At 31.8% G+C, this 21,477-nt stretch carries 20 protein-coding genes; all 20 read left to right on the top strand.

The genetic code is table 11. The features are described from left to right. Positions 1-150 precede the first annotated feature (150 nt). The gene (locus J8L88_RS05130) at positions 151-1,470 is read left to right on the top strand and encodes a cation:proton antiporter (RefSeq protein ID WP_027391394.1); all 1,320 of its coding nucleotides are present in this window, start codon (positions 151-153) and stop codon (positions 1,468-1,470) included. A gap of 9 nt (positions 1,471-1,479) precedes the next feature. Then, positions 1,480-2,160, top strand: coding sequence for a YafY family protein (locus J8L88_RS05125; protein ID WP_118386270.1), 681 nt, complete (start codon positions 1,480-1,482; stop codon positions 2,158-2,160). Positions 2,161-2,296: 136 nt separating this feature from the next. After that, positions 2,297-2,611, top strand: a complete 315-nt coding sequence (locus J8L88_RS05120) for a hypothetical protein (RefSeq protein WP_118386269.1) — start codon at positions 2,297-2,299, stop codon at positions 2,609-2,611. 23 nt (positions 2,612-2,634) lie between these two features. Further along, on the top strand, positions 2,635-3,474 hold the full coding sequence (locus J8L88_RS05115) for a DNA alkylation repair protein (RefSeq protein ID WP_240337545.1): 840 nt from the start codon (positions 2,635-2,637) through the stop codon (positions 3,472-3,474). Between the two features lie 219 nt (positions 3,475-3,693). Further along, a complete protein-coding gene (locus J8L88_RS05110) occupies positions 3,694-5,115 on the top strand; it encodes a glycogen synthase (protein ID WP_118386268.1) in 1,422 nt (473 codons plus the stop codon). Beyond that, on the top strand, positions 5,108-6,379 hold the full coding sequence (locus J8L88_RS05105) for a glucose-1-phosphate adenylyltransferase (protein WP_027391398.1): 1,272 nt from the start codon (positions 5,108-5,110) through the stop codon (positions 6,377-6,379). The genes J8L88_RS05110 and J8L88_RS05105 overlap by 8 nt, the downstream gene beginning before the upstream one ends. Positions 6,380-6,465: 86 nt before the next feature. Next, positions 6,466-8,376, top strand: coding sequence for a 1,4-alpha-glucan branching protein GlgB (glgB, locus tag J8L88_RS05100; RefSeq protein WP_118386267.1), 1,911 nt, complete (start codon positions 6,466-6,468; stop codon positions 8,374-8,376). Positions 8,377-8,577: 201 nt separating this feature from the next. Further along, entirely contained in the window at positions 8,578-10,983 is a 2,406-nt protein-coding gene (locus J8L88_RS05095; RefSeq protein WP_027391400.1) for a glycoside hydrolase family 31 protein, read from the top strand. A gap of 125 nt (positions 10,984-11,108) precedes the next feature. Next, complete coding sequence (locus tag J8L88_RS05090; protein ID WP_027391401.1) at positions 11,109-11,930, top strand: M48 family metallopeptidase; 822 nt, start codon at positions 11,109-11,111, stop codon at positions 11,928-11,930. 86 nt (positions 11,931-12,016) lie between these two features. Beyond that, positions 12,017-13,339 carry an MFS transporter gene (locus J8L88_RS05085; protein WP_027391402.1) on the top strand — a complete coding sequence of 441 codons (1,323 nt, stop codon included), beginning with the start codon at positions 12,017-12,019 and terminating at the stop codon, positions 13,337-13,339. 302 nt (positions 13,340-13,641) lie between these two features. Next, a complete protein-coding gene (locus J8L88_RS05080; RefSeq protein WP_027391403.1) occupies positions 13,642-14,121 on the top strand; it encodes a lipocalin family protein in 480 nt (159 codons plus the stop codon). Positions 14,122-14,140: 19 nt separating this feature from the next. Then, positions 14,141-14,830: an OmpA family protein gene (locus J8L88_RS05075; protein ID WP_027391404.1), complete on the top strand. Its 690-nt coding sequence runs from the start codon at positions 14,141-14,143 to the stop codon at positions 14,828-14,830. A 201-nt stretch (positions 14,831-15,031) separates the two neighbouring features. Continuing rightward, positions 15,032-15,493, top strand: a complete 462-nt coding sequence (locus J8L88_RS05070; RefSeq protein WP_211060146.1) for a lipocalin — start codon at positions 15,032-15,034, stop codon at positions 15,491-15,493. Between the two features lie 39 nt (positions 15,494-15,532). Next, the gene (locus tag J8L88_RS05065; protein WP_211060145.1) at positions 15,533-16,225 is read left to right on the top strand and encodes an OmpA family protein; all 693 of its coding nucleotides are present in this window, start codon (positions 15,533-15,535) and stop codon (positions 16,223-16,225) included. Positions 16,226-16,304: 79 nt separating this feature from the next. Beyond that, positions 16,305-17,432 carry an NAD(P)/FAD-dependent oxidoreductase gene (locus J8L88_RS05060; protein WP_211060144.1) on the top strand — a complete coding sequence of 376 codons (1,128 nt, stop codon included), beginning with the start codon at positions 16,305-16,307 and terminating at the stop codon, positions 17,430-17,432. Next, on the top strand, positions 17,426-18,136 hold the full coding sequence (locus tag J8L88_RS05055; RefSeq protein ID WP_211060143.1) for a methyltransferase domain-containing protein: 711 nt from the start codon (positions 17,426-17,428) through the stop codon (positions 18,134-18,136). The genes J8L88_RS05060 and J8L88_RS05055 overlap by 7 nt, the downstream gene beginning before the upstream one ends. 12 nt (positions 18,137-18,148) lie before the next feature. Beyond that, positions 18,149-19,201 carry a type III polyketide synthase gene (locus J8L88_RS05050; RefSeq protein WP_211060142.1) on the top strand — a complete coding sequence of 351 codons (1,053 nt, stop codon included), beginning with the start codon at positions 18,149-18,151 and terminating at the stop codon, positions 19,199-19,201. Between the two features lie 41 nt (positions 19,202-19,242). After that, on the top strand, positions 19,243-19,722 hold the full coding sequence (locus tag J8L88_RS05045) for a hypothetical protein (protein WP_118386262.1): 480 nt from the start codon (positions 19,243-19,245) through the stop codon (positions 19,720-19,722). A 13-nt stretch (positions 19,723-19,735) separates the two neighbouring features. Then, positions 19,736-20,167, top strand: coding sequence for a 3-hydroxyacyl-ACP dehydratase FabZ family protein (locus tag J8L88_RS05040; RefSeq protein ID WP_211060141.1), 432 nt, complete (start codon positions 19,736-19,738; stop codon positions 20,165-20,167). 30 nt (positions 20,168-20,197) lie between these two features. Further along, positions 20,198-21,475, top strand: coding sequence for a beta-ketoacyl synthase (locus J8L88_RS05035; protein ID WP_211060140.1), 1,278 nt, complete (start codon positions 20,198-20,200; stop codon positions 21,473-21,475). The last annotated feature ends 2 nt before the right edge of the window (positions 21,476-21,477 follow it).

Genomic DNA, 21,477 nt, shown 5'->3' with positions numbered 1-21,477 from the left:
TTTGTTCATTTTAAGTTTCTAAAATACACTTTTTAACTACAGTATTTCGTTAAATAAGTATTAACGAATGATTGCGATTAAGAGGTTGTTCATACCTTAAAATAATTTACTATCTTTTCCCTTGCAATATTAAACAACCACAACTAACCAATGGAAATATTCTCCTCGTATAATTTAATAATCGAAGTTTCTTTAGTCCTTATTTTATCTTTTATTTTTAATGGAATAGCAAAGAAAACTAATATTCCAGCTGTATTAATGTTGATTATATTGGGTATTATTATTCAGTATGCGATTAAAGCATTTGGAGCGGGATCTTTTGATTTTTTCCCGATGCTAGAGATTCTTGGAATTGTTGGGCTGATAATGATTGTATTAGAGGCTGCGCTAGAATTAAAATTGAAAAAAGAAAAATTAGTTCCTATCTTAAAATCTCTTGGGATTGCTTTAATAGGGCTTGTTGCATCTGCATATATTGCTGCGGTAATTTTAAAGGCACTGATTGATGGAATGACGTGGCAATCTGCTTTGTTATATGCTACTCCATTATCTATTCTGTCAAGTGCTATAATTATTCCAAGTGTAGCCGGGTTGTCAGAAGCAAAAAAAGAATTTCATGTGTATGAAAGTACATTCTCTGATATTTTAGGAATTATGATGTTTTATTTCCTTACAGGAAAACTTAATCCCGCAGAAGATGCTGGAGTTTCGGGATTTGCATTTAACTTAATCATTACAATTATTATATCACTAATTGCCAGTTATGGTATTATTTTAATTTTTCAAAAGATAAAAAGCCAAGTAAAACTATTTCTATTAATAGCTGTTTTATTATTGTTATATGGAGTTGGAAAAAAAATGCATTTATCGTCTTTGATTATCATTTTGATTTTTGGTCTAGTAATCGCTAATATGAAATTGTTTTTTCAGTGGAAACTAGAAGGTTTATTGGATTTTGAAAAGGCAAAAACAATTTACCATGAATTACATGTAATTACTGCGGAAACTGCATTTGTAGTACGAACATTGTTTTTTGTGATTTTTGGTATTACAATTACCTTATCTTCTTTATTAAATTTAAAAGTAGCATTGATAAGTATTCTAATTATCATTTCGATTTATTTGATTCGATATGTATTGTTACGATTATTTGTAGGAAAAGATATTTCTCCTCAATTATTTATAGCTCCTAGAGGGTTAATTACAGTATTATTATTTTATGCAATACCAGCAGAGGCCATGATCCCAGGTTTTGAACCAGGAATTTTATTGTTTGTAATAATTGGAACTAGCCTTATAATGACTGGTGGTATGATACGTGATAATAGGGTAAAAGCGGTAGCATTAACTCCTGAAGAGATTGAAGAGGCAGCTGATGCAGAAGTAGCTTATATCATGAATACTACGACCGATCTTAGTGAAATTGAGGATTCCTCTGAAGAGGAAGACGATGATGAAATTTATGAATAATTAGTAGAAATGAAACGATTACATCGGTTAACAGCTATTTTAGTTAAGTTACAATCTAAAAAAATAGTTCAAGCTTCAGATTTAGCAGAGAAATTTGATGTAAGCATTCGTACTATTTATAGAGATATGCTTGCATTATCTGATGCTGGTGTTCCTATAGGAGCCGAGGCAGGTACAGGTTATTTTTTGGTAGATGGGTATTCTCTTCCCCCAATTATGTTTTCAGAAAAGGAAGCCAATGCATTAATAACTGCTGCTAAAATTATCCACACCAATAATGATGAATCACTTATTTCTGACTATAATACTGCTATAGAAAAAGTTAAAGCGATTCTTAATACAACACAAAAAGAAAAGTTAGAACTTTTAGAAAAAAGAATTGTTAGTCCTCCTTATAAAAAATCTCCAGCTAGCACTTATTTATCAACAATCCAAAAAGCTATTACAGATTTGAGAGTACTAGAAATAGAATATACAGCTGCTTCTAAAGAATACACCAAACGATCGATTGAACCTTTAGGTGTATATTTTACAAATACTATATGGGTGTTAATAGCCTATTGTAGATTACGTAAAGATTATAGGGAGTTTAGGACAGATCGAATTATCAATTTAATAGAAACTTCAGAGTTATTCCCTCCAAAATTTTTTACGTTAGAAGAGTATTTTAAAAAATATATGGAACATTAAAAATACTACTGACATAAGGTTGTCACACTCCACTTGTAGTTTTGGTGAAAATTAGAATATGTATCACTTAATCCACACAATTATGCTTAGTATGTTTTTATGCTGCGCAACTACATTTAGTCAAAACCACAACCTTATGAAAGACAAACCTTATTCAATTGAAATCGTATTATTCGAAGTAGTACCAGGGTACTCTGTAGAACAAGCTAAGAAGGCTATAACTTCTTTAAATGATATTGTTAAATTATATGATGGATTTATAGATAGAACAACCGCAAGTAATATCGACGGTAAGTTTATTGATCTACTGTATTGGACAGATATTAAATCGGCTAAGCTAGCTGGAGAAGATATTATGAAAAATCCAAAGGCATTAGAAATTTTTGAAATTATAAAACCGGAATCAATGCAAATGTTTCATATGGATGTTTTTAACCAATTCGAAGAATAATCATATATTTAAAAGAATGTATTATGTTATCAGATTTAAAACCTATTATGCAAACAAATAAAAAGATTCCGGAGCACATAATAAATCGAAAAGGTCCAAGAAGTGCTAAAGATTTAGATTCGGAAGTATTAGAATATTTAAATAAAGGTCTAATTGAAACAGCTAACCTTATGGAATGGTTAGCTGTAGATCAATTAAAATTACTAAAATGTATACTAGATGATTTAAACAAATCTAATTGGTATGATAGTTTTTATGAAGCCGTGTCTAATCAAAAAAAGCCAAGTGCCAATAGCAATACCAAAGTTATAGGCGCAACTTTTGCTCAATTAACCAATGATAATAAAGTCATTGATTATTTGTCTAATCATCCTTCTGATGTATGTAGATGTTGGGCTACTCAGTATTATAGTGGATTAGACATGTCAATCACAGAAAGACTTCACACTAATAAACCATTTGCTGCAGATCCACATTTTGGGGTTAGAGAAGTTGCGATTTTTGCAACAAAGGATTATATAATTCAAGATTTAGATCAATCTATTATGATATTATCTAACTGGACAAAAGATACTAATGAGAATGTAAGACGTTATGCTGTAGAAACGATTAGACCAATAGGAGTTTGGACAAAAAAAATAGATGAACTCAAAGAAACTCCCGAAAAAGCAATTGGTATTTTGGAAGCGTTGAAATCTGATACATCAAAATATGTAAAGGATGCTGTTGGTAACTGGTTAAATGATGCAAGTAAGACAAGACCTGATTGGGTTCTTAATGTTTGTAAAGAATGGGGAGAAAATAGCTCATCAAAAGATACCAAATATATTATAAAAAAGGCTCTAAGGACTATCAATAAGTAGCTTATAGCTAGTTGTTAACCGTTGTCTATTTTTCGACAATTATCATATTATTATCAAATCGAAAATAATGCTGCTAAATAATTATTAAATAATCATTAAATCTTATTCTTTTTAAAATTTATATAGGTAAATGTTTTCAGCTTTTTTATAGCTTTAAACTCCTGTTGGAAGTTATTAACAACAGGTTCATTTGATAAATTTTGCACTAAAGAATAAATAATGAGAGTACTTCATACGAGTTTAGAATGTTATCCTTTAGCAAAAGTTGGCGGCCTTGGAGATGTCGTCGGTTCATTACCAAAATATCTAACGGAACTAGGTTGTATTACAGAGGTTATTATGCCTTTTTTTGATAATTCAAAAATTAATGAGCTTTCTTGTGAAGACATTTATACTGATTCATTGGTTTTGGGATCTAATTCCTTTGATTTTACGATTAAAAAAGTAATATCCTCCGAGTTTGGGTTTCAAATATATCTAGTAGATATAAAGGAATTATTATATAGATCAAATGTCTATAGCTATGAAGATGATACAGAACGATTTGTAGCGTTTCAAATAGCGATTTTAAATTGGCTTTTATCTATAGATATAAAACCTGATATTATACATTGCCATGATCACCATACGGGTCTTATACCTTTTTTAGTATCCCAAGTGGGTGTTTATCAAAGTTTAATTGATATTCCTACCGTACTCACAATTCATAATGCGCAATATCAAGGTCAGTTTTCTTATGATAAATTAGATTATATACCACAATTTGATTTACATAATATTGGATTACTAGATTGGGATCAATGTATAAATCCTTTAGCTACTGCAATAAAGTGTGCTTGGAAAGTAACTACAGTTTCACCAAGTTACATGGAAGAGTTGCAAGGTCAAGCTAATGGTTTAGAAGGGCTTTTATCACACGAAAAAAATAAATGTATTGGAATACTGAACGGAATTGATCATCAGACATGGAATCCCAAAACGGATCCAATGATTATTAGTAATTACGGAAATAAAAATATCGTTTCTGGAAGAAAGGAAAATAAAAATTGGTTATGTAAAGAGTTTGGGTTTGATATAGATAAACCATTATTTGCATTTATAGGTCGACTTGTATATGAAAAAGGAGCAGACCTTCTTCCGAATATTGTTTCTGAGGCATTACAGCATTTAGATATTAATATACTCATTTTAGGATCTGGTGATCCGGCTATAGAGTCAAAATTAAGGGAATTAAAGGAACGTTTTCCAGGTACATATAATACATATATAGGATATGATGAAAAACTATCGCATATTATATATGCAGGCGCTGATTTTTTATTAATGCCTTCTAGAGTGGAACCTTGTGGGCTTAACCAACTATATTCTTTACGATATGGTCTCGTACCTATAGTTAGAAAAATAGGCGGATTAAAAGACACTGTTATAGATATTGGTGATGGTGGTTTTGGGATCTGTCATGATCAGGTAAACGTTCAGGATGTATATAATTCAATTAAAAGGGGAATTGAATTTTATAACGACCAAAATAGATATAGGAAAACACAAAAAGAAATTTTAAAAATTGATCATTCTTGGAATAATTCAGCTAATAAATACATTGAATTATATAAATCTTTAAAACAATCGCACAATGATTAACAAAAAAGTCCTTGCAATTATCCTTGGAGGTGGACAAGGAACCAGATTATCTCCTTTAACCGAAAGTAGATCAAAACCAGCAGTATCTATCGCTGGAAAATACAGATTGGTAGACATTCCTATTACTAATTGTATACATTCGGATATTAAAAGAATGTTTGTGCTTACGCAGTTCAATTCAGCTTCTCTAAATAGTCACATTAAAAACACTTATGTTTTTAGCTCTTTTAGTCAAGCTTTTGTAGATGTTCTTGCTGCAGAACAAACACCTGGTAATAAAACTTGGTTTCAAGGTACTGCAGATGCTGTAAGACAATCGATGCATCATTTTCTTAATCATGATTTTGAGTACGCACTTATTTTATCAGGTGATCAATTATATCAAATGGATTTTAATGATATGATTGAAGCGCATATAGAGAAAGGAGCTGATATCTCTATAGCTACATTGCCTGTTAACCCAAAAGACGCAACCGATTTTGGGATTTTAAAAACTGACGAAAATAGTTTTATCAGTTCATTTACTGAAAAGCCAAATTCTGATAAACTTCCAGGTTGGGAATCTGAAGTAAGTGAAGAAATGAAAAGTGAGAATCGTCACTATTTGGCTTCAATGGGGATTTATATATTTAATAGACAATTGTTAGTTGATTTGCTTTCTGATCCTTCAAGAATAGATTTTGGAAAAGAAATCATTCCTCAGTCGATTGAAGATCATAAAGTATTAGCATATCAATATGAAGGCTATTGGACAGATATAGGAACAATTCCTTCCTTTTTTGAAGCTAATATCGAGTTAGCCAATGATATTCCAAAATTTGATTTATTTGATAATGATAGAAATATACTTACCAGACCTAGAATACTTCCTCCATCAAAAATATCTGGAACACTACTAAATAAATCAATGATTGCTGAAGGTTGCTTAATACAAGCCAAGGAAGTAGAACAATCTGTTATTGGTATTAGATCCAGAATTGGAAAAGATACTATCATAAAAAACACATATATGATAGGTAGTGATAGATATCAAGACATAGAAGAATTGCAAACTGATGATAAGGAGAATAGACCTTATATAGGTGTCGGAGAAAGATGTAATATTAATAACGTTATTATTGATAAGGATTGTAGAATTGGTAATGATGTTGTTATTAATGGAGGGCCGCATCTAGAAGATATTGATAATGAAAAGTATGTGATAAAAGATGGTATTGTAGTGTTTAGAAAAGGTGCTATAATACCAGATAATTTTAAGATCTAAGTATCTATAATTTCTAAATTAAATAATTATAAATAGAATATTCTATTTAGTTAAAATGATATTAATAATATCATGACCATTCTTATATGAGTAAAGTAATAGTACATAGTTTATTTTCTGAATTTGATATTAATCTTTTTAAAGCTGGTAAGCACTATCGATTATATGAAAAATTTGGTTCACATATTATTATGGTAGATGGAGTTCGAGGAACATATTTCGCAGTTTGGGCACCATCTGCTAAATCTGTTTCTGTGATTGGAGATTTTAATTTTTGGGTAGAAGGAGAACATCAATTACACGTTCGCTGGGATAAATCTGGTATATGGGAAGGTTTTATACCTGAAGTAGGAAAAGGTAATATCTATAAATATAAAATTCATTCTCATAATAATAGTATTGTAACTGAAAAAGCGGATCCATATGCACGTAGATGTGAACACCCTCCAAAAACGGCTTCGGTAGTTTGGGAAGATTTATATGATTGGAATGATAATGAATGGATGGCAAATAGAAAAAAACATAATACAATCGATGCTCCTTTTTCGGTTTATGAAGTTCATTTAGGCTCTTGGAAAAGAAAAATAGAAGAAGATCGATCTTTGTCATATACCGAACTGGCAGACGAATTGGTTTCCTATGTAAAGGAAATGAATTTTACTCATGTGGAACTAATGCCTGTTATGGAATATCCTTATGATCCATCTTGGGGATATCAAATAACTGGTTATTTTGCACCAACATCTCGTTTTGGTTATCCAGAGGAATTTAAATTACTAGTAGATAAACTTCATCAGAATGATATTGGGATTCTATTGGATTGGGTACCATCGCATTTTCCAGAAGATAATCATGGTTTAGGCTTTTTTGATGGATCTTGTTTATATGAGCATCCTGATAAAAGAAAAGGATATCACCCTGATTGGAAGAGTTTAATATTTAACTATGAAAGAAATGAAGTTAAAAGTTTTCTGATTAGTAATGCAATTTTTTGGTTGGATCAATTCCATGCAGATGGATTAAGAGTTGACGCAGTTGCTTCCATGTTATTTTTAGATTATTCTAGAGAAGATGGGGAATGGGAAGCAAACCAATATGGAGGTAGAGAAAACCTTGCAGCGATTGAATTCATGAAGGAACTAAATAAAGAGATTTATATTAGTTACCCGGATGTACAAACAATTGCAGAAGAGTCTACCTCTTTTCCTATGGTTTCTAAACCAACATTTCTTGGAGGGCTTGGTTTTGGTATGAAATGGATGATGGGGTGGATGCATGATACGTTACAGTATTTTTCAAAAGAGCCTATCTATAGAAAACATCATCAAAATGATTTAACTTTTAGTATGACTTATGCATTTACGGAAAACTTTATGTTACCGTTATCTCATGATGAAGTGGTATATGGAAAAAGAAGTATTATAGGCAGAATGCCTGGCGATGAGTGGCAACAGTTTGCTAATTTACGATTGCTATATAGCTATATGTTTACACATCCTGGTAGTAATTTACTCTTTATGGGTGCCGAGTTCGGTCAACGAGAAGAATGGAACTTCCAGAGTAGTTTGGATTGGCATTTATTGCAGTACGATTATCATTCTGGAATTAAAAAGTTGATTACAGATCTTAATTCGTTGTACAGAAATCACCCAGCTTTGTATGAAAAACAATTTGAGTCAGATGGTTTCGAATGGATAAGCTATGATGATCATGAAAATTCTGTAGTTGCCTATATTAGAAAAGGAAACAAGACTGAGGATACGTTAGTTGTAGCTTGCAATTTTACGCCGGTACCACGTTCCAATTATCGTATAGGATTATCAGCAAAAGGAACACTAATTCCATTATTTAATACTGATGAAAAAACGTATGGAGGAACAGGGGATTTTATATCTGAAAAGATTTTGATAGAAGATAAAGAATGGCATTATAGAGAATATTCGGCGGAGATTGATATTCCTCCATTAGGAACACTTGTTTTTAAAATCAAGAGTTAATTTATATAACCTAAATTATTTCATGTTTACAATACTATAAGGCACTTTATTAGTTGTAGTTTAAACAATTGTTAATTGATTATAGTTTCAAACGTTTTCGTTGAATGTTTTTAATAAATACTAATTAAAAGAGTTCATTTATTGCAATAGATATCGTTTTTTTACATAACACAATAGTATAAGAAAAGAAACCAACCAACTATGATTACTAATACTGAGTTAGAGATAAAAGGGAACTTATTTCCCGGAAAGATCATTTCCTTTTCACAAAATGTAGATAAGATTAATTTCACTACAGAGAATGGTGTAATTCTTCAAGTAACTATTATAAGAGGAAGTGTAGTGCGTTTTAGATACGCAACGGACAGTAATTTTGAGAAAGACTTTTCTTATGCAATTAGCGAAAAAGGTGTAAGAGGATACAGTGAGTTAGAGGTTAAAGAGTTAGAAGATAAATATGAGATCATCACCAAGAAAATAGTAATTTCTATTGCTAAGGCTAATATTAGTGTTTCCATTAGTGATAAAGAAGGAAATGTTATTTGTAAAGATGATTGGGGATTTCATTGGGAGCAAAGTTATGAGTACGGAGGAAACATCGTAAAGATGAGTAAATCCGCTCCGCAAGGTGAGTGTTATTATGGCTTGGGTGATAAACCGATGCATTTAAACTTAAAGGGTAAACGTATAGAGAATTGGGCTACTGATCAATATGCTTTTGGAAAAGATCAAGATCCATTATATAAAAGTGTTCCGTTTTATATTGGAATGTATGAAGAAAGAGCTTATGGTATTTTCTTTGACAATTCTTTCAAAACATTTTTTGATTTTTGTAACGAACGTCGTAATGTAACTAGTTTTTGGGCGCATGGCGGAGAAATGAATTATTATTTCTTTTATGGACCTAATATGCAGGATGTGGTTACTAGATATACAGATCTTACAGGTAAACCCGAATTACCACCTTTATGGGCATTGGGATATCATCAATGTAAATGGAGTTATTATCCAGAAAGTAAAGTAAAGGAAATTACTACGAAATTTAGAGACTTAAGAATACCTTGTGATGCTATATATTTAGATATAGATTATATGGATGGATTTAGATGTTTTACTTGGAATAAGGAGTATTTCCCAGATCCAAAACGAATGGTAGAGGAATTAGCAGAAGATGGGTATAAAACTATTGTAATTATTGATCCAGGAATTAAGATTGATGATCAGTATTCTGTATATCAGGAGGCAATGGAAAACGATTATTTCTGTAAACGCGCCGATGGACCTTATATGAGAGGAAAAGTATGGCCGGGAGAATGTTTCTTTCCTGATTTTACAAATCCTGAAGTTAGAGAATGGTGGGCAGGATTATTTAAAGAGCTTATTGATGAAATTGGTGTAAAAGGGGTTTGGAATGATATGAATGAACCAGCAGTAATGGAGGTTCCTGGAAAAACATTCCCTGATGATGTACGTCATAATTATGATGGGAATCCTTGTAGTCACAGAAAAGCACACAATATTTATGGTACGCAAATGGCGCGTGCGACTTATGAAGGGATAAAACGATTTGCTTATCCAAAAAGACCATTTGTAATTACAAGATCAGCATATTCAGGAGCACAACGATATACTTCTTCTTGGACTGGTGACAATGTAGCCACTTGGGAGCATCTTTGGATAGCAAATATTCAGGCTCAACGTATGAGTATGAGTGGTATGTCTTTTACAGGAAGTGATATCGGAGGATTTGCAGAACATCCTACAGGAGAACTTTATGCTCGATGGATACAGTTAGGTGTTTTTCATCCTTTTTGCAGAACTCATTCATCAGGAGATCACGGTAATCAAGAACCTTGGACCTTTGGTGAAGAGGTAATTGATGTAACACGAAAATATGTAGAATTGCGCTACCAATTGCTACCATATTTATACACCATGTTTTGGGAATATGCAGAAGAAGGAATACCAATGTTAAAATCATTGGTCCTATATGATCAATTGGATCCACAAACACATTATAGAACCGATGAATTTGTTTTTGGAAATCAAATTTTAGTATGTCCTGTTCAAGAACCTAATGCCAAAGGAAGAAGATTATATATACCTCGAGGTAATTGGTATAATTACTGGACACGTGAATATGTGAAAGGAGGAATGGAACAATGGGTAGACGCAGATTTAGACACGATTCCGTTATTTGTAAAAGAAGGAGCGGTTATTCCTAAATACCCTATTCAGCAATATGTAGGTGAGAAAAAAATTGAAGAATTAAAGCTAGAAGTTTATTATAAATTGGGTAATAAAGAAGTCTCTAAGGTATATGAGGACGCTCAAGATGGTTATGATTATGCTAAAGGGCGATTTAGTTTGCGGAGTTTTGCTTTTACTGGAAAGGAAAATGAAATTATTATACAGCAGCATAAAAATGGTACATTCATCACGGAGTATGAAGCAATGAAAATAGAATTTATAGGATTACCTTTTGTTATAGGAAAAATTGAAATTGATAATGTAGTGGTATCCTTAGGTGATCTTAACTATGATGCTAAAAATAATACCGTAGTTGTTCCAAAAAACTTTACAGAGCTTCATATTGTAGCTAAATAATGCAGTTTGTCGATTATAAAAGCTTTACATAGACTATAGTGAATAAATAGATCGTTTTTTATTAAAATGGATGTGTTGAATTTTGTAATTTTATATTACGTAAATTATATCTATCCGTAAATATTATGAAAAATAAAAAAATAGTAGTTGCATTAGGATCTGTGTTTCTTTTTCTATCGTGTGCTACCAACCCTTTTACTGGTAAGCAAACATTGGCTTTAGTGCCTAATTCTCAGATTTTACCAGCAGCTTTTGCCCAATATGATCAGGTATTGAAGGAAAGTAAAGTACTAAAGGGCACATCAGAAGCAGAAATGGTTAAACGTGTTGGTCAAAAGATAGCTACAGCGGCAGAAAGATGGCTTAATGCAAATGGTCATCAAGGTTATTTGAGTGATTATAAATGGGAATATAACCTAATAGATGATAAATCTGTTAACGCTTGGGCTATGCCTGGTGGAAAAATAGCATTTTACACGGGTATTTTACCGATTGCCAAAACTGAAACGGGAATAGCTGCTATTATGGGACACGAGGTAGTTCATGCAATTGCAAATCATGGACAACAGCGTATGAGTGCTGGACAATTACAACAAGTAGCAGGTGTAGCGACAGCAGTAGCTGTTAGTGGACAAAAGGAGCAAACACAACAGATAGTTGGAACAGCATTTGGTTTAGGTAGTCAATTCGGAGTTATGTTACCATTTAGTAGAAGTCATGAAACAGAAGCTGATAAAATTGGATTGACATTAATGGCGATTGCAGGATATGACCCTTCGGAAGCAGCCGAGTTATGGAAAAGAATGAAAGCCAATAGTGGAGGACAAGCACCACCAGAGTTTATGAGTACACATCCATCAAATGATACTCGTATAGCTAATCTCACAGCTTGGGCGCCAGCTGCAAAAGCTGAGGCAAGAAAATTTGGAGTTACTAGCTTTAAATAATTGTAAATTCTCAATTCTTAAAAAGATTATACTTATTTTAGAAGCTGTTCCGGAAAATTCCAGAACAGCTTTTTTAATATTGATACATGGGAAACACACTACCTAAAGGACATAAGAAATTATTAAATGCTTGGGCTTTTTATGATTGGGCAAATTCTGTATATAACTTAACTATTTCATCTGCTGTTTTCCCTATATTTTGGGGAGCACTAACTATTATTAGAAATGATCAAGGAGAAATAATTAGTGATACTGTTTCTTTTTTGGGATATGATTTTAATAATGATTCTTTGATAAGTTATGTAACCGCTTTAGCATTCCTTATTGTATCATTTATTAGCCCTTTCCTTTCAGGAATAGCTGATTATATAGGTAATAAGAAAAATTTTTTGAAGTTCTTTTGCTATTTAGGAGCATTATCCTGTATAGGTTTATATTGGTTTTCTTTAGATAATTTATTTTTCAGTTTGTTATGTTATTTATTAGCGTTGATCGGTTTTTGGGGGAGTATTGTATTTTATAATTCGTATTTACCAGATATCGCATTTCCGGAGCAACAAGATGCTATAAGTGCAAAAGGATATTCTTTAGGATATATAGGCAGTGTAATACTTTTAATAATAAACCTAGTAATGATATTAAAATATGATTGGTTTGGTTTTGAGAATGAAGGATTACCAACTAGATTATCATTTTTAATGGTAGGTGTATGGTGGATTGGTTTTAGTCAATATTCATATTATTATTTGCCAAAAGGAAATAAAAAGAAAACTTTATCTAAAGATGTTCTGTTTAATGGTTTTAAAGAATTGAAATTAATATGGAATGCTCTTAAACATAACATTAGGTTAAAAAGGTATTTAATTTCCTTTTTTGTTTATAGTATGGCGGTTCAAACCATTATGCTTATTGCTACTTATTTTGGTATTGAAGAGTTAGATTGGGGAGATCAAAATGCAACAACAGGACTTATTATTAGTATTCTTTTAATTCAATTAGTCGCTATTGCGGGTGCTTTTTTAACTTCAAGAGCTTCGGCTAAATATGGTAATATACAAACTCTTATAGTTATTAACTGTATTTGGATTGCGGTTTGTATTTATGCATATACTATTACAACACCAACTCAGTTTTATGTTGCAGCTGCTATCGTAGGTCTTATAATGGGAGGTATTCAAGCCTTGTCTAGGTCTACATATTCAAAGTTACTACCGGAAAATGCTGTGGATACTGCTTCTTACTTTAGTTTTTATGATGTAGCAGAAAAAATCGGCATAGTTATTGGAATGTTTTCTTATGGTATTGTAGCGCAACTAACGGGCAGTGTTAGGTTTTCAATATTGTTTTTTATAATATTTTTCATTGTTGGTGTTTTTCTACTATTTAGAGTTCCAAAGGAAGAAGAGTAAGTGTTTTTTATTTTATATTAATTGGCTTTTTATAGTGTTAAAATCTGTTAACAATGTATAGTTAATATATGATAATATTCTTTGTTTCGTTTTATCTCTTATGTAGATTAGATTTGAACTTTTAAAAACCAGAACCGTATGACTTCCCAAAGTAAACTTCATCACTTTTATCTAAAATCTGTGCATTTGATCTAAATTATTAAATGCTCCGATGATATTTTTAATTCAAAATAAGTTTATATGATGATATTTGAATATAAACTCATAGCTTAAATTTTACAGTTAAACATAAATTAATACTCATGAAAAAACTGATATTAGTACTTACAGTTATTTTGCTGGCATCTTGTTCTGCAAGCCAGAAAACGATTATAGCAGCAAAGAAAACCTTAAAAGGGGAATGGTCTTTAGATAAAATATCTTATGACCGTTCTGGTGTGTTTGAGGTTACGTTATATAATGATGCGTCGGCAGAATGTCTAACTGGTGGTATATGGAAATTTATTCCAAATAATAATACAGGTAAATATACCGTAAATGAAAATCAGTGTACTTCTACTGGTGCTCGTAACTTTAGATTTACTATTCCAGAACCATCAGAAAATGGAGATTATAGTTTTCTTTTTAAACCAATAGATGAGAAGAAGAAAAGTACGAATAATAATAAAGGGTATCGCATGACCCTTAAACATTTAGATGATACTACAATGACGTGGACTCAAACAGTTAGCCTAGAAGGAAAACCTTTTGTAATCACCATGAATTTTAATAAACTACAATAAATCAAATCTTAAGATAATGATACGATCAAATTTTAATAAAATAGCAATAGCATTAACTGCTTTAATTATTTTGAACAGTTGTGATGCGGTACAAAATGCAAATAATACGCAAAAAGGTGCTGTTATAGGTACGACTACTGGAGCAGTTCTAGGAGGGGTAATAGGTAATAATGTTGGAAATAAAGAAAATTCTGTATTAGGAGCTATTATTGGAGGTGTTGTTGGAGGTGTTGCCGGTGGAGTTATTGGTAAACAAATGGATAAACAAGCTCAAAAAATAGAAGAAGAAATTCCAGGAGCAGAAGTAACTAGAGTTGGAGAGGGAATTGATATCATATTTGATGAAAATAGTGGTGTGTATTTTGATACTAATAAGTATAATATTAATGCAAAATCCAAGGAGAACTTGAATAAGCTTATTAATATTTTTAAGGAATATCCTGACACTAATATTATTGTAGATGGTCATACAGATAGTTCTGGTGATGATGCTTATAATATGGAATTGTCAAAGAAACGGGCAAATGCAGTTACTAGTTATTTAGTATCTCAAGGTATTAGCACTACCAGGTTAACTACCTATTATCATGGGGAAACATTACCTAAGTATGATAATTCGACTGCAGAAGGAAGGGCGAAAAATAGAAGAGTAGAATTTGGTGTTTTAGCAAATGATAAAATGATAGAAGACGCTAAAAAAATAGATTAAAAAAAGTATAAAAATTTATTAAATCCCCAAAGGAATGTAGTTTTCTTTGGGGATTTTTTCATGCATTTTTTTTACCCTGAAAACAGTGATCTCTTTTTCACTATTTAGGATGTAGTATTAAGGTAATAAGAAGAGGATATTTGTTCTATAAAACATGATAACCTTTTTAAAACCTAAACCTTGAGAACAATTTTCCTTTTTTTGACATGTATACTTTTATATAGTTGTGGAGCTTCGGATGCTTTTACAAGGTCAGCTAAGATTTCAATACACGGAGTTTGGATATTAAAAGAAGCCAGTTTTGATACCAATAGTAGTGCTACATATAATGTTACTGTATTAAATGGTGTTCCTTTAAAATGTATTGAAGACACAAATTGGGAGTTCATATCCAATAATAATACCGGAAGCTACGCTCTATCAGGGACCTCTTGCCCAGAAATTGGTATTTATAATTTCATATGGTCCATTCCAAAAGAAATGAATGGATTAAAGCATAGCATCTTATTAAAACCGGTTAATAAGAAGATGAAAAGTGAAATAAATAATAAAGGGTATCGTATGCAATTCCATGAATTGAAGGATGATAGAATGACTTGGACTTATGATATGATCATAGATGGAGAAAAGTTTACAATTAAACTAAATTTTGAGAAACAATAAGTAAAAGAATTAATAACCAACAAACATAATTTACTACACATGAGATCACACAATATCAAAAACTCAAAAAAACTAGCATATTTAGGAATATTATTAATCACTATCATGAGTTGTAAATCTATGAAAAACGCCGAATTAGGTGGTTTTATAGGAGCAGCGGGTGGCGCCATTATTGGAGGAGTAATTGGAGAGAATATAGGAGAAGAAGGTGAAATTGGTGCCGTCATTGGTGGTATTGTTGGAGCAACGGTAGGGAGTATTATAGGAAATCGAATGGATCAACAAGCAAAAAAGATCGAAGAAGAAATGCCTGCAGTCGTTGTACAAAGAGTAGAAGAAGATATTAATATTGTTTTTGATGAAGAAAGCGGTGTCTATTTTAATACCAATAAGTATGATTTAAATGCAAGTTCTAAAGAAACCATCAATAAATTAGCAGAAATACTTAAACAATACCCTAATTCTAATATTCTAATCGAAGGTCATACCGATAATGTTGGTAAAGAAGAATCTAATTTTATTCTATCAAAATATAGAGCACAATCAGTTAGAGATTATCTTATAACACAAGGTGTTGATGAAGAGAGATTTACTGTCACTTATTATGGCGAATCACAACCTAAATATCCAAATGACACTTCTGAAGGGAAGTCCAAAAATAGAAGGGTAGAAGTTACTATATCACCAAATGAAGAATTAAGAAGACAAGCAGTTGCGCAAATAAAAGAGTAAGGTTTTGTAATTGAGAATGATAAATCTCGACTTAAAAGTTGGGATTTTTTTATGCACAAAATTTATGTATCTTCAATAAATGAATAGTCATAAGCACATAGTTATTATTGGTGGCGGTCTGGCTGGTTTGACTAGTGCAATACATTTGGCTAAGTATCAAATACCTGTGCTTATTATAGAAAAAGATCAGTATCCAAAACATAAAGTTTGTGGAGAATATATTTCTAACGAAATAATGCCATACTTTGATTTTTTGGGAATAAAATTAGATGATTTAGGTGTAGTAAAAATTTCAGAATTAAATATAAGCACAACAAAAGGTAAAATAATAAAAAGTAAACTTCCTTTAGGTGGTTTTGGTATTAGTCGATATACACTAGATAATTACTTATGGAATTTAGCAAAAAGTTTAGGTGTACAAACAATAAATGATCAAGTTTTAGATGTAGGCTACAAAAAAAACAGGTTTTCTGTAAAAACGGCTAATAATGCATTGATTACTAGTGATTATGTTATAGGAGCTTATGGGAAGCGATCCATATTAGATAAAAAGTTGGAACGTGATTTTAGTAAAAATAAATCTCCTTGGCTAGCAGTTAAAGCTCATTATAAGTCCAGTTTTAATCCTAATACGGTGGCGTTACATAGTTTTGATGGAGGTTACTGTGGATTATCTATGGTAGAGAATAATACTGTAAATGCATGTTATCTCGTAAACTATGATAGTTTTAAAAGATGTAAGGATATAGATCATTTTGAAGAGAATGTGCTTAAGAAAAACCCTTATTTAAAAGATTTCTTTGAAAACTCTCAACGAATATTCGAAAAACCGATTACTATAAGTCAAATTAATTTTGATAGAAAACAGCCCGTCGAAAATCATGTTTTTATGTTAGGTGATGCGGCAGGATTAATCCACCCTTTATGTGGCAATGGCATGGCAATGGCTATACAGAGTGCTAAAATCTTATGTGAACTGTTAATTAATAATTATGAATCTAATATATATACATTAGAAAAGATAGAAGAGCTTTATTCAAAAGAATGGAAAACAATGTTTTCTAAAAGATTATATGCTGGACGTATACTTCAAAAGATGCTGTTAAATGAAACTATACAACAAATAGGCCAGAAAGTGGCAACTTTAGTCCCGGTCATTGTTCCGAAAATTATAAAGCAAACACACGGAAAACCTTTAATATGTTAGAAAACTTTACTAATAGAAGTAATGAAGCAGAATTAATGGATGATCCCCAGGTTAATGAAAAAGATTTGGCAGTGGCTTTAAGGGATATATCTAGAGTAAATAAACTATTAGGAGGCAATAGTATCACTATCAACTCGGTATTAAATAAAATAAAAAGTAAGGATAATAAATCTGAATGGATTATTACAGATTTGGGATGTGGTGATGGTCAAATGCTGCGACAATTAGCAGATGTATTTAGGAAAAGAGGAATTAAAGCAAAATTAATCGGAATTGATAATAATGATAAATGTTTGTTACACGCAGAAAATTTAAGTAAACCATATACAGAGATTAGTTATAAGAATGCCGATATCCTAACACTGACAAAAGAAAATTTTTCTTGTGATATAATTATCTGCACATTGACATTGCATCACTTTACAGATGAAGAAATAAAGAAAGTACTTAAAAAAAGTTTAGAGTTAGTGTCAGAATCTTTGATTATTAATGATATCCATAGAAACACTTGGTCGTATTATTTATTTAAAATATTTAGTTATTTCTTTATCAAAGGATATATTGCTAAGAATGATGGACTCGTATCTATTAAAAGGGGGTTTAAAAGAAAAGAATTAGTAAGTTTTGCAAAAGATTTAGGACTTACAAAGTATCAATTAGATTGGAAATGGGCTTTTAGGTATCGCTGGATAATCAATAATTAAAAGGGAGTAAAATTGAGTGTAAAAATAACAACAGTTGCTAAACAGTTGCCAAAATATGTAAGGGATACAAAAGAAATACTTCCTTTTGTATCTCATTGGCTTACAGGACAAGAAGATCGTTTTAAACGAAAGGTTCTTAAGATTTTTGAGAATGCCGCCGTCGATAAGCGTTATGGGATTATGAGTATTGAGGAAGTTTTTACTGCAACTTCTTTCGAAGAAAAAAATGATATTTACATTAGAGAAGTAAAAAAACTTGGAGAATCTGCACTAAAAAAAGCATTAGATAAAGCTGGTTGGGATCCAAAATCACTAGACTATATAATTACAGTAAGTTGTACAGGAATAATGATTCCGTCGTTAGATGCTTATTTAATAAATTCATTAAATCTTAGGCAAGATATTGTAAGACTTCCTGTTACTGAAATGGGGTGTGCAGCAGGAGTTTCTGGAATTATATACGCTAGGAATTTCTTAGAAGCAAATCCAGAAAAAAGAGCTGCGGTAATCGCAGTAGAATCGCCAACAGCAACTTTTCAACATGATGATTATAGTATGGTGAATATTGTGAGTTCTGCTATTTTTGGTGATGGAGCAGCTTGTGCCTTACTTTCTTCAGAAAAACAATCTGAAGGACCAAATATTCTTGCTGATGAGATGTATCATTTTTATGATGCAACAACTATGATGGGTTTTAAATTGACTAATGGAGGTCTACAAATGGTGTTAGATAAAGAGGTGCCTGAAAAAATAGCTAAATATTTTCCTGATATAATACATCCTTTTCTTTCAAAAAATGGAAAATCTATAGAAGAAATAGATCATTTGATTTTTCATCCTGGAGGTAAGAAAATTGTGCAAACTGTAGAAAATCTTTTTGGTGATCTAGGAAAGAATATTGATGAGACTAAAACTGTTTTACGTGAGTATGGAAATATGAGTAGTGCTACGGTGTTATATGTTTTGCAACGTTTTATGGATAACAAACCCAAAAAAGGAGAAACCGGATTAATGTTAAGTTTTGGCCCAGGATTTTCTGCTCAAAGAATATTATTAGAATGGTGATCAAAATTAATTAGATATAATAATCTTACTATAAAAATATCATGAAAAACCTATTAACTTATATACTCTTTATTATGGTTACAGTATCTGCTTGTAAAGCCAATGATAATGGTGATAACTCCAATATTGACGTAGATATTACTAATGCAGAAGTTACTAATGTGTCTGTTACTGGTAATGAAAGTAACTATTCCTTTAACGTAGAGATAAAAAGCCCTGATTTAGGATGTAATCAATATGCGGATTGGTGGGAAATCATATCCGAAGATGGCACATTGCTATATAGAAGGATTTTAGCACATAGCCATGTAAATGAACAACCATTTACAAGATCTGGAGGCCCTGTAGCGATTAGTGATGATCAAGTAATCTATATCCGTGCGCATATGAATACTACTGGGTATGGGAAATTAGTGTATAAAGGAAGTGTTTCAGGTGGTTTTAGTCAACAAACATTGGAAACTACCTTTGCAAATCAAGTAGAAACAGAAGAACCACTGCCTAGCGGATGTGCTTTTTAAAAACAAAGTAATTTTGACAGGAGAACAGATTATTGAAAAGCTACCATATCAGGACCCTTTTTTATTTGTTGATGAAATTTTAGAGGTAGATGAGTATCAAATAGTAGGTAATTATACCTTAAAGCAAGATGAATATTTTTATAAAGGTCATTTTAAAGAAAATCCAATAACACCAGGAGTTATTCTTACAGAAATTATGGCTCAAATTGGTTTAGTATGTTTAGGAATGTTTATCCTTAGTGAACAAATAAATAACAATCCGGTTAAAGTAGCTATGAGTAGCACGAGTATTGATTTTTACAAATCTGTTCTACCAGGAGAGAGGGTAGTTGTTATTTCAAAAAAGGAATATTTTAGATTTAATAAATTAAAATGTCAAGTCGAAATGTATAATGAAGAAGAGAAGCTAGTTGCTAAAGGGCAAATTGCAGGTATGGTTATTTAGTGTTCGTTAGTATTAATTCTTTAGAATTTTATGAAAAACAGAAGGGTAGTAGTTACTGGTTTGGGTGTTGTCTCATCAAATGGAATTAACGTTTCAATATTTAATGAGTCAATTAAAAGCGGTATCTCAGGAATTAATTATATTGAAGAGTTGAAATCACTTAAATTTTCATGTCAAATAGCTGGAAAACCGAATTATAAAAAAGATTACTTAAACAAATACTTTAATAGTGTCCAACTAAAAGGATTAAATGCCTCAGGATTAGAATATGGTGTGATTTCGGGTTTAGATGCTTGGAAAAATGCAGGTTTAGAAATCACGGATAAAAAAGAAAAGCCCTTATGGAATTCTGGAGTAATTTTTGGAACAGGTATACTTGGAGTTGATAAATTTAGAGAAGCTATCTATAAAGTCGACGAAGGAAATGTAAGAAGATTAGGAAGTACTTCTGTTATACAAACAATGGCTAGTGGTATTAGTGCTTTTTTAGGAGGAATTATTGGTTGTGGTAATATTACAACAACGAATTCTTCAGCTTGTAGTACGGGAACAGAAGCTATTCTTATGGCTTATGATAGAATCACAGAGGGAAAAGCAGAGATTATTTTAGCAGGTAGTACCAGTGATAGTGGGCCTTATATTTGGGGCGGCTTTGATGCTATGAGAATTCTTCCTCATAAATTTAATGATAATCCTACAGAGGCTTCAAGACCGATGAGTGCTACGGCAAGTGGTTTTGTACCAGGAAGTGGAGCAGGAGCTATGGTGTTAGAAAGCTTAGAAAGTGCCAAAAAGAGAGGGGCAACAATTTATGCAGAAATATTAGGTGGACACGTTAATAGTGGTGGTCAAAGAAATGGCGGAAGTATGACTGCCCCTAATAGCATTGCAGTTAAACAATGTATTCGTCAAGCGGTTATAAACTCGGGGATTCAAAATAACGATATAGATGCTATTAATGGACATTTAACAGCAACCACAAAGGATGTTGCAGAAATTGAGAATTGGTGTGAAGCATTGGATAGAAAAGGAAAAGATTTTCCATATATAAACTCATTAAAAGGTTTGGTCGGTCATTGTCTAGCTGCATCCGGGAGTATAGAAAGTGTAGCTACAGTGCTGCAGTTAAAAGAAGGTTTTGTTTTTGGGAACAAAAACTGTGAAGATTTACATCCAGAAATCGAAGCTTTGATTGATAGAGAAAAAGTTCCTACTAAAACAGTATTAAAACCTATTAATATTGCGGTAAAAGCTAGTTTCGGATTTGGAGATGTAAATGCTTGTATTATCTTTAAAAAATATTCGTAATC

This window comes from Aquimarina sp. MMG015, from assembly GCF_018100855.1.
Lineage (GTDB): Bacteria > Bacteroidota > Bacteroidia > Flavobacteriales > Flavobacteriaceae > Aquimarina > Aquimarina latercula.
The sequence above is the reverse complement of the archived record's forward strand: the minus strand, read 5'-3'. Positions and strand labels throughout refer to the sequence as shown.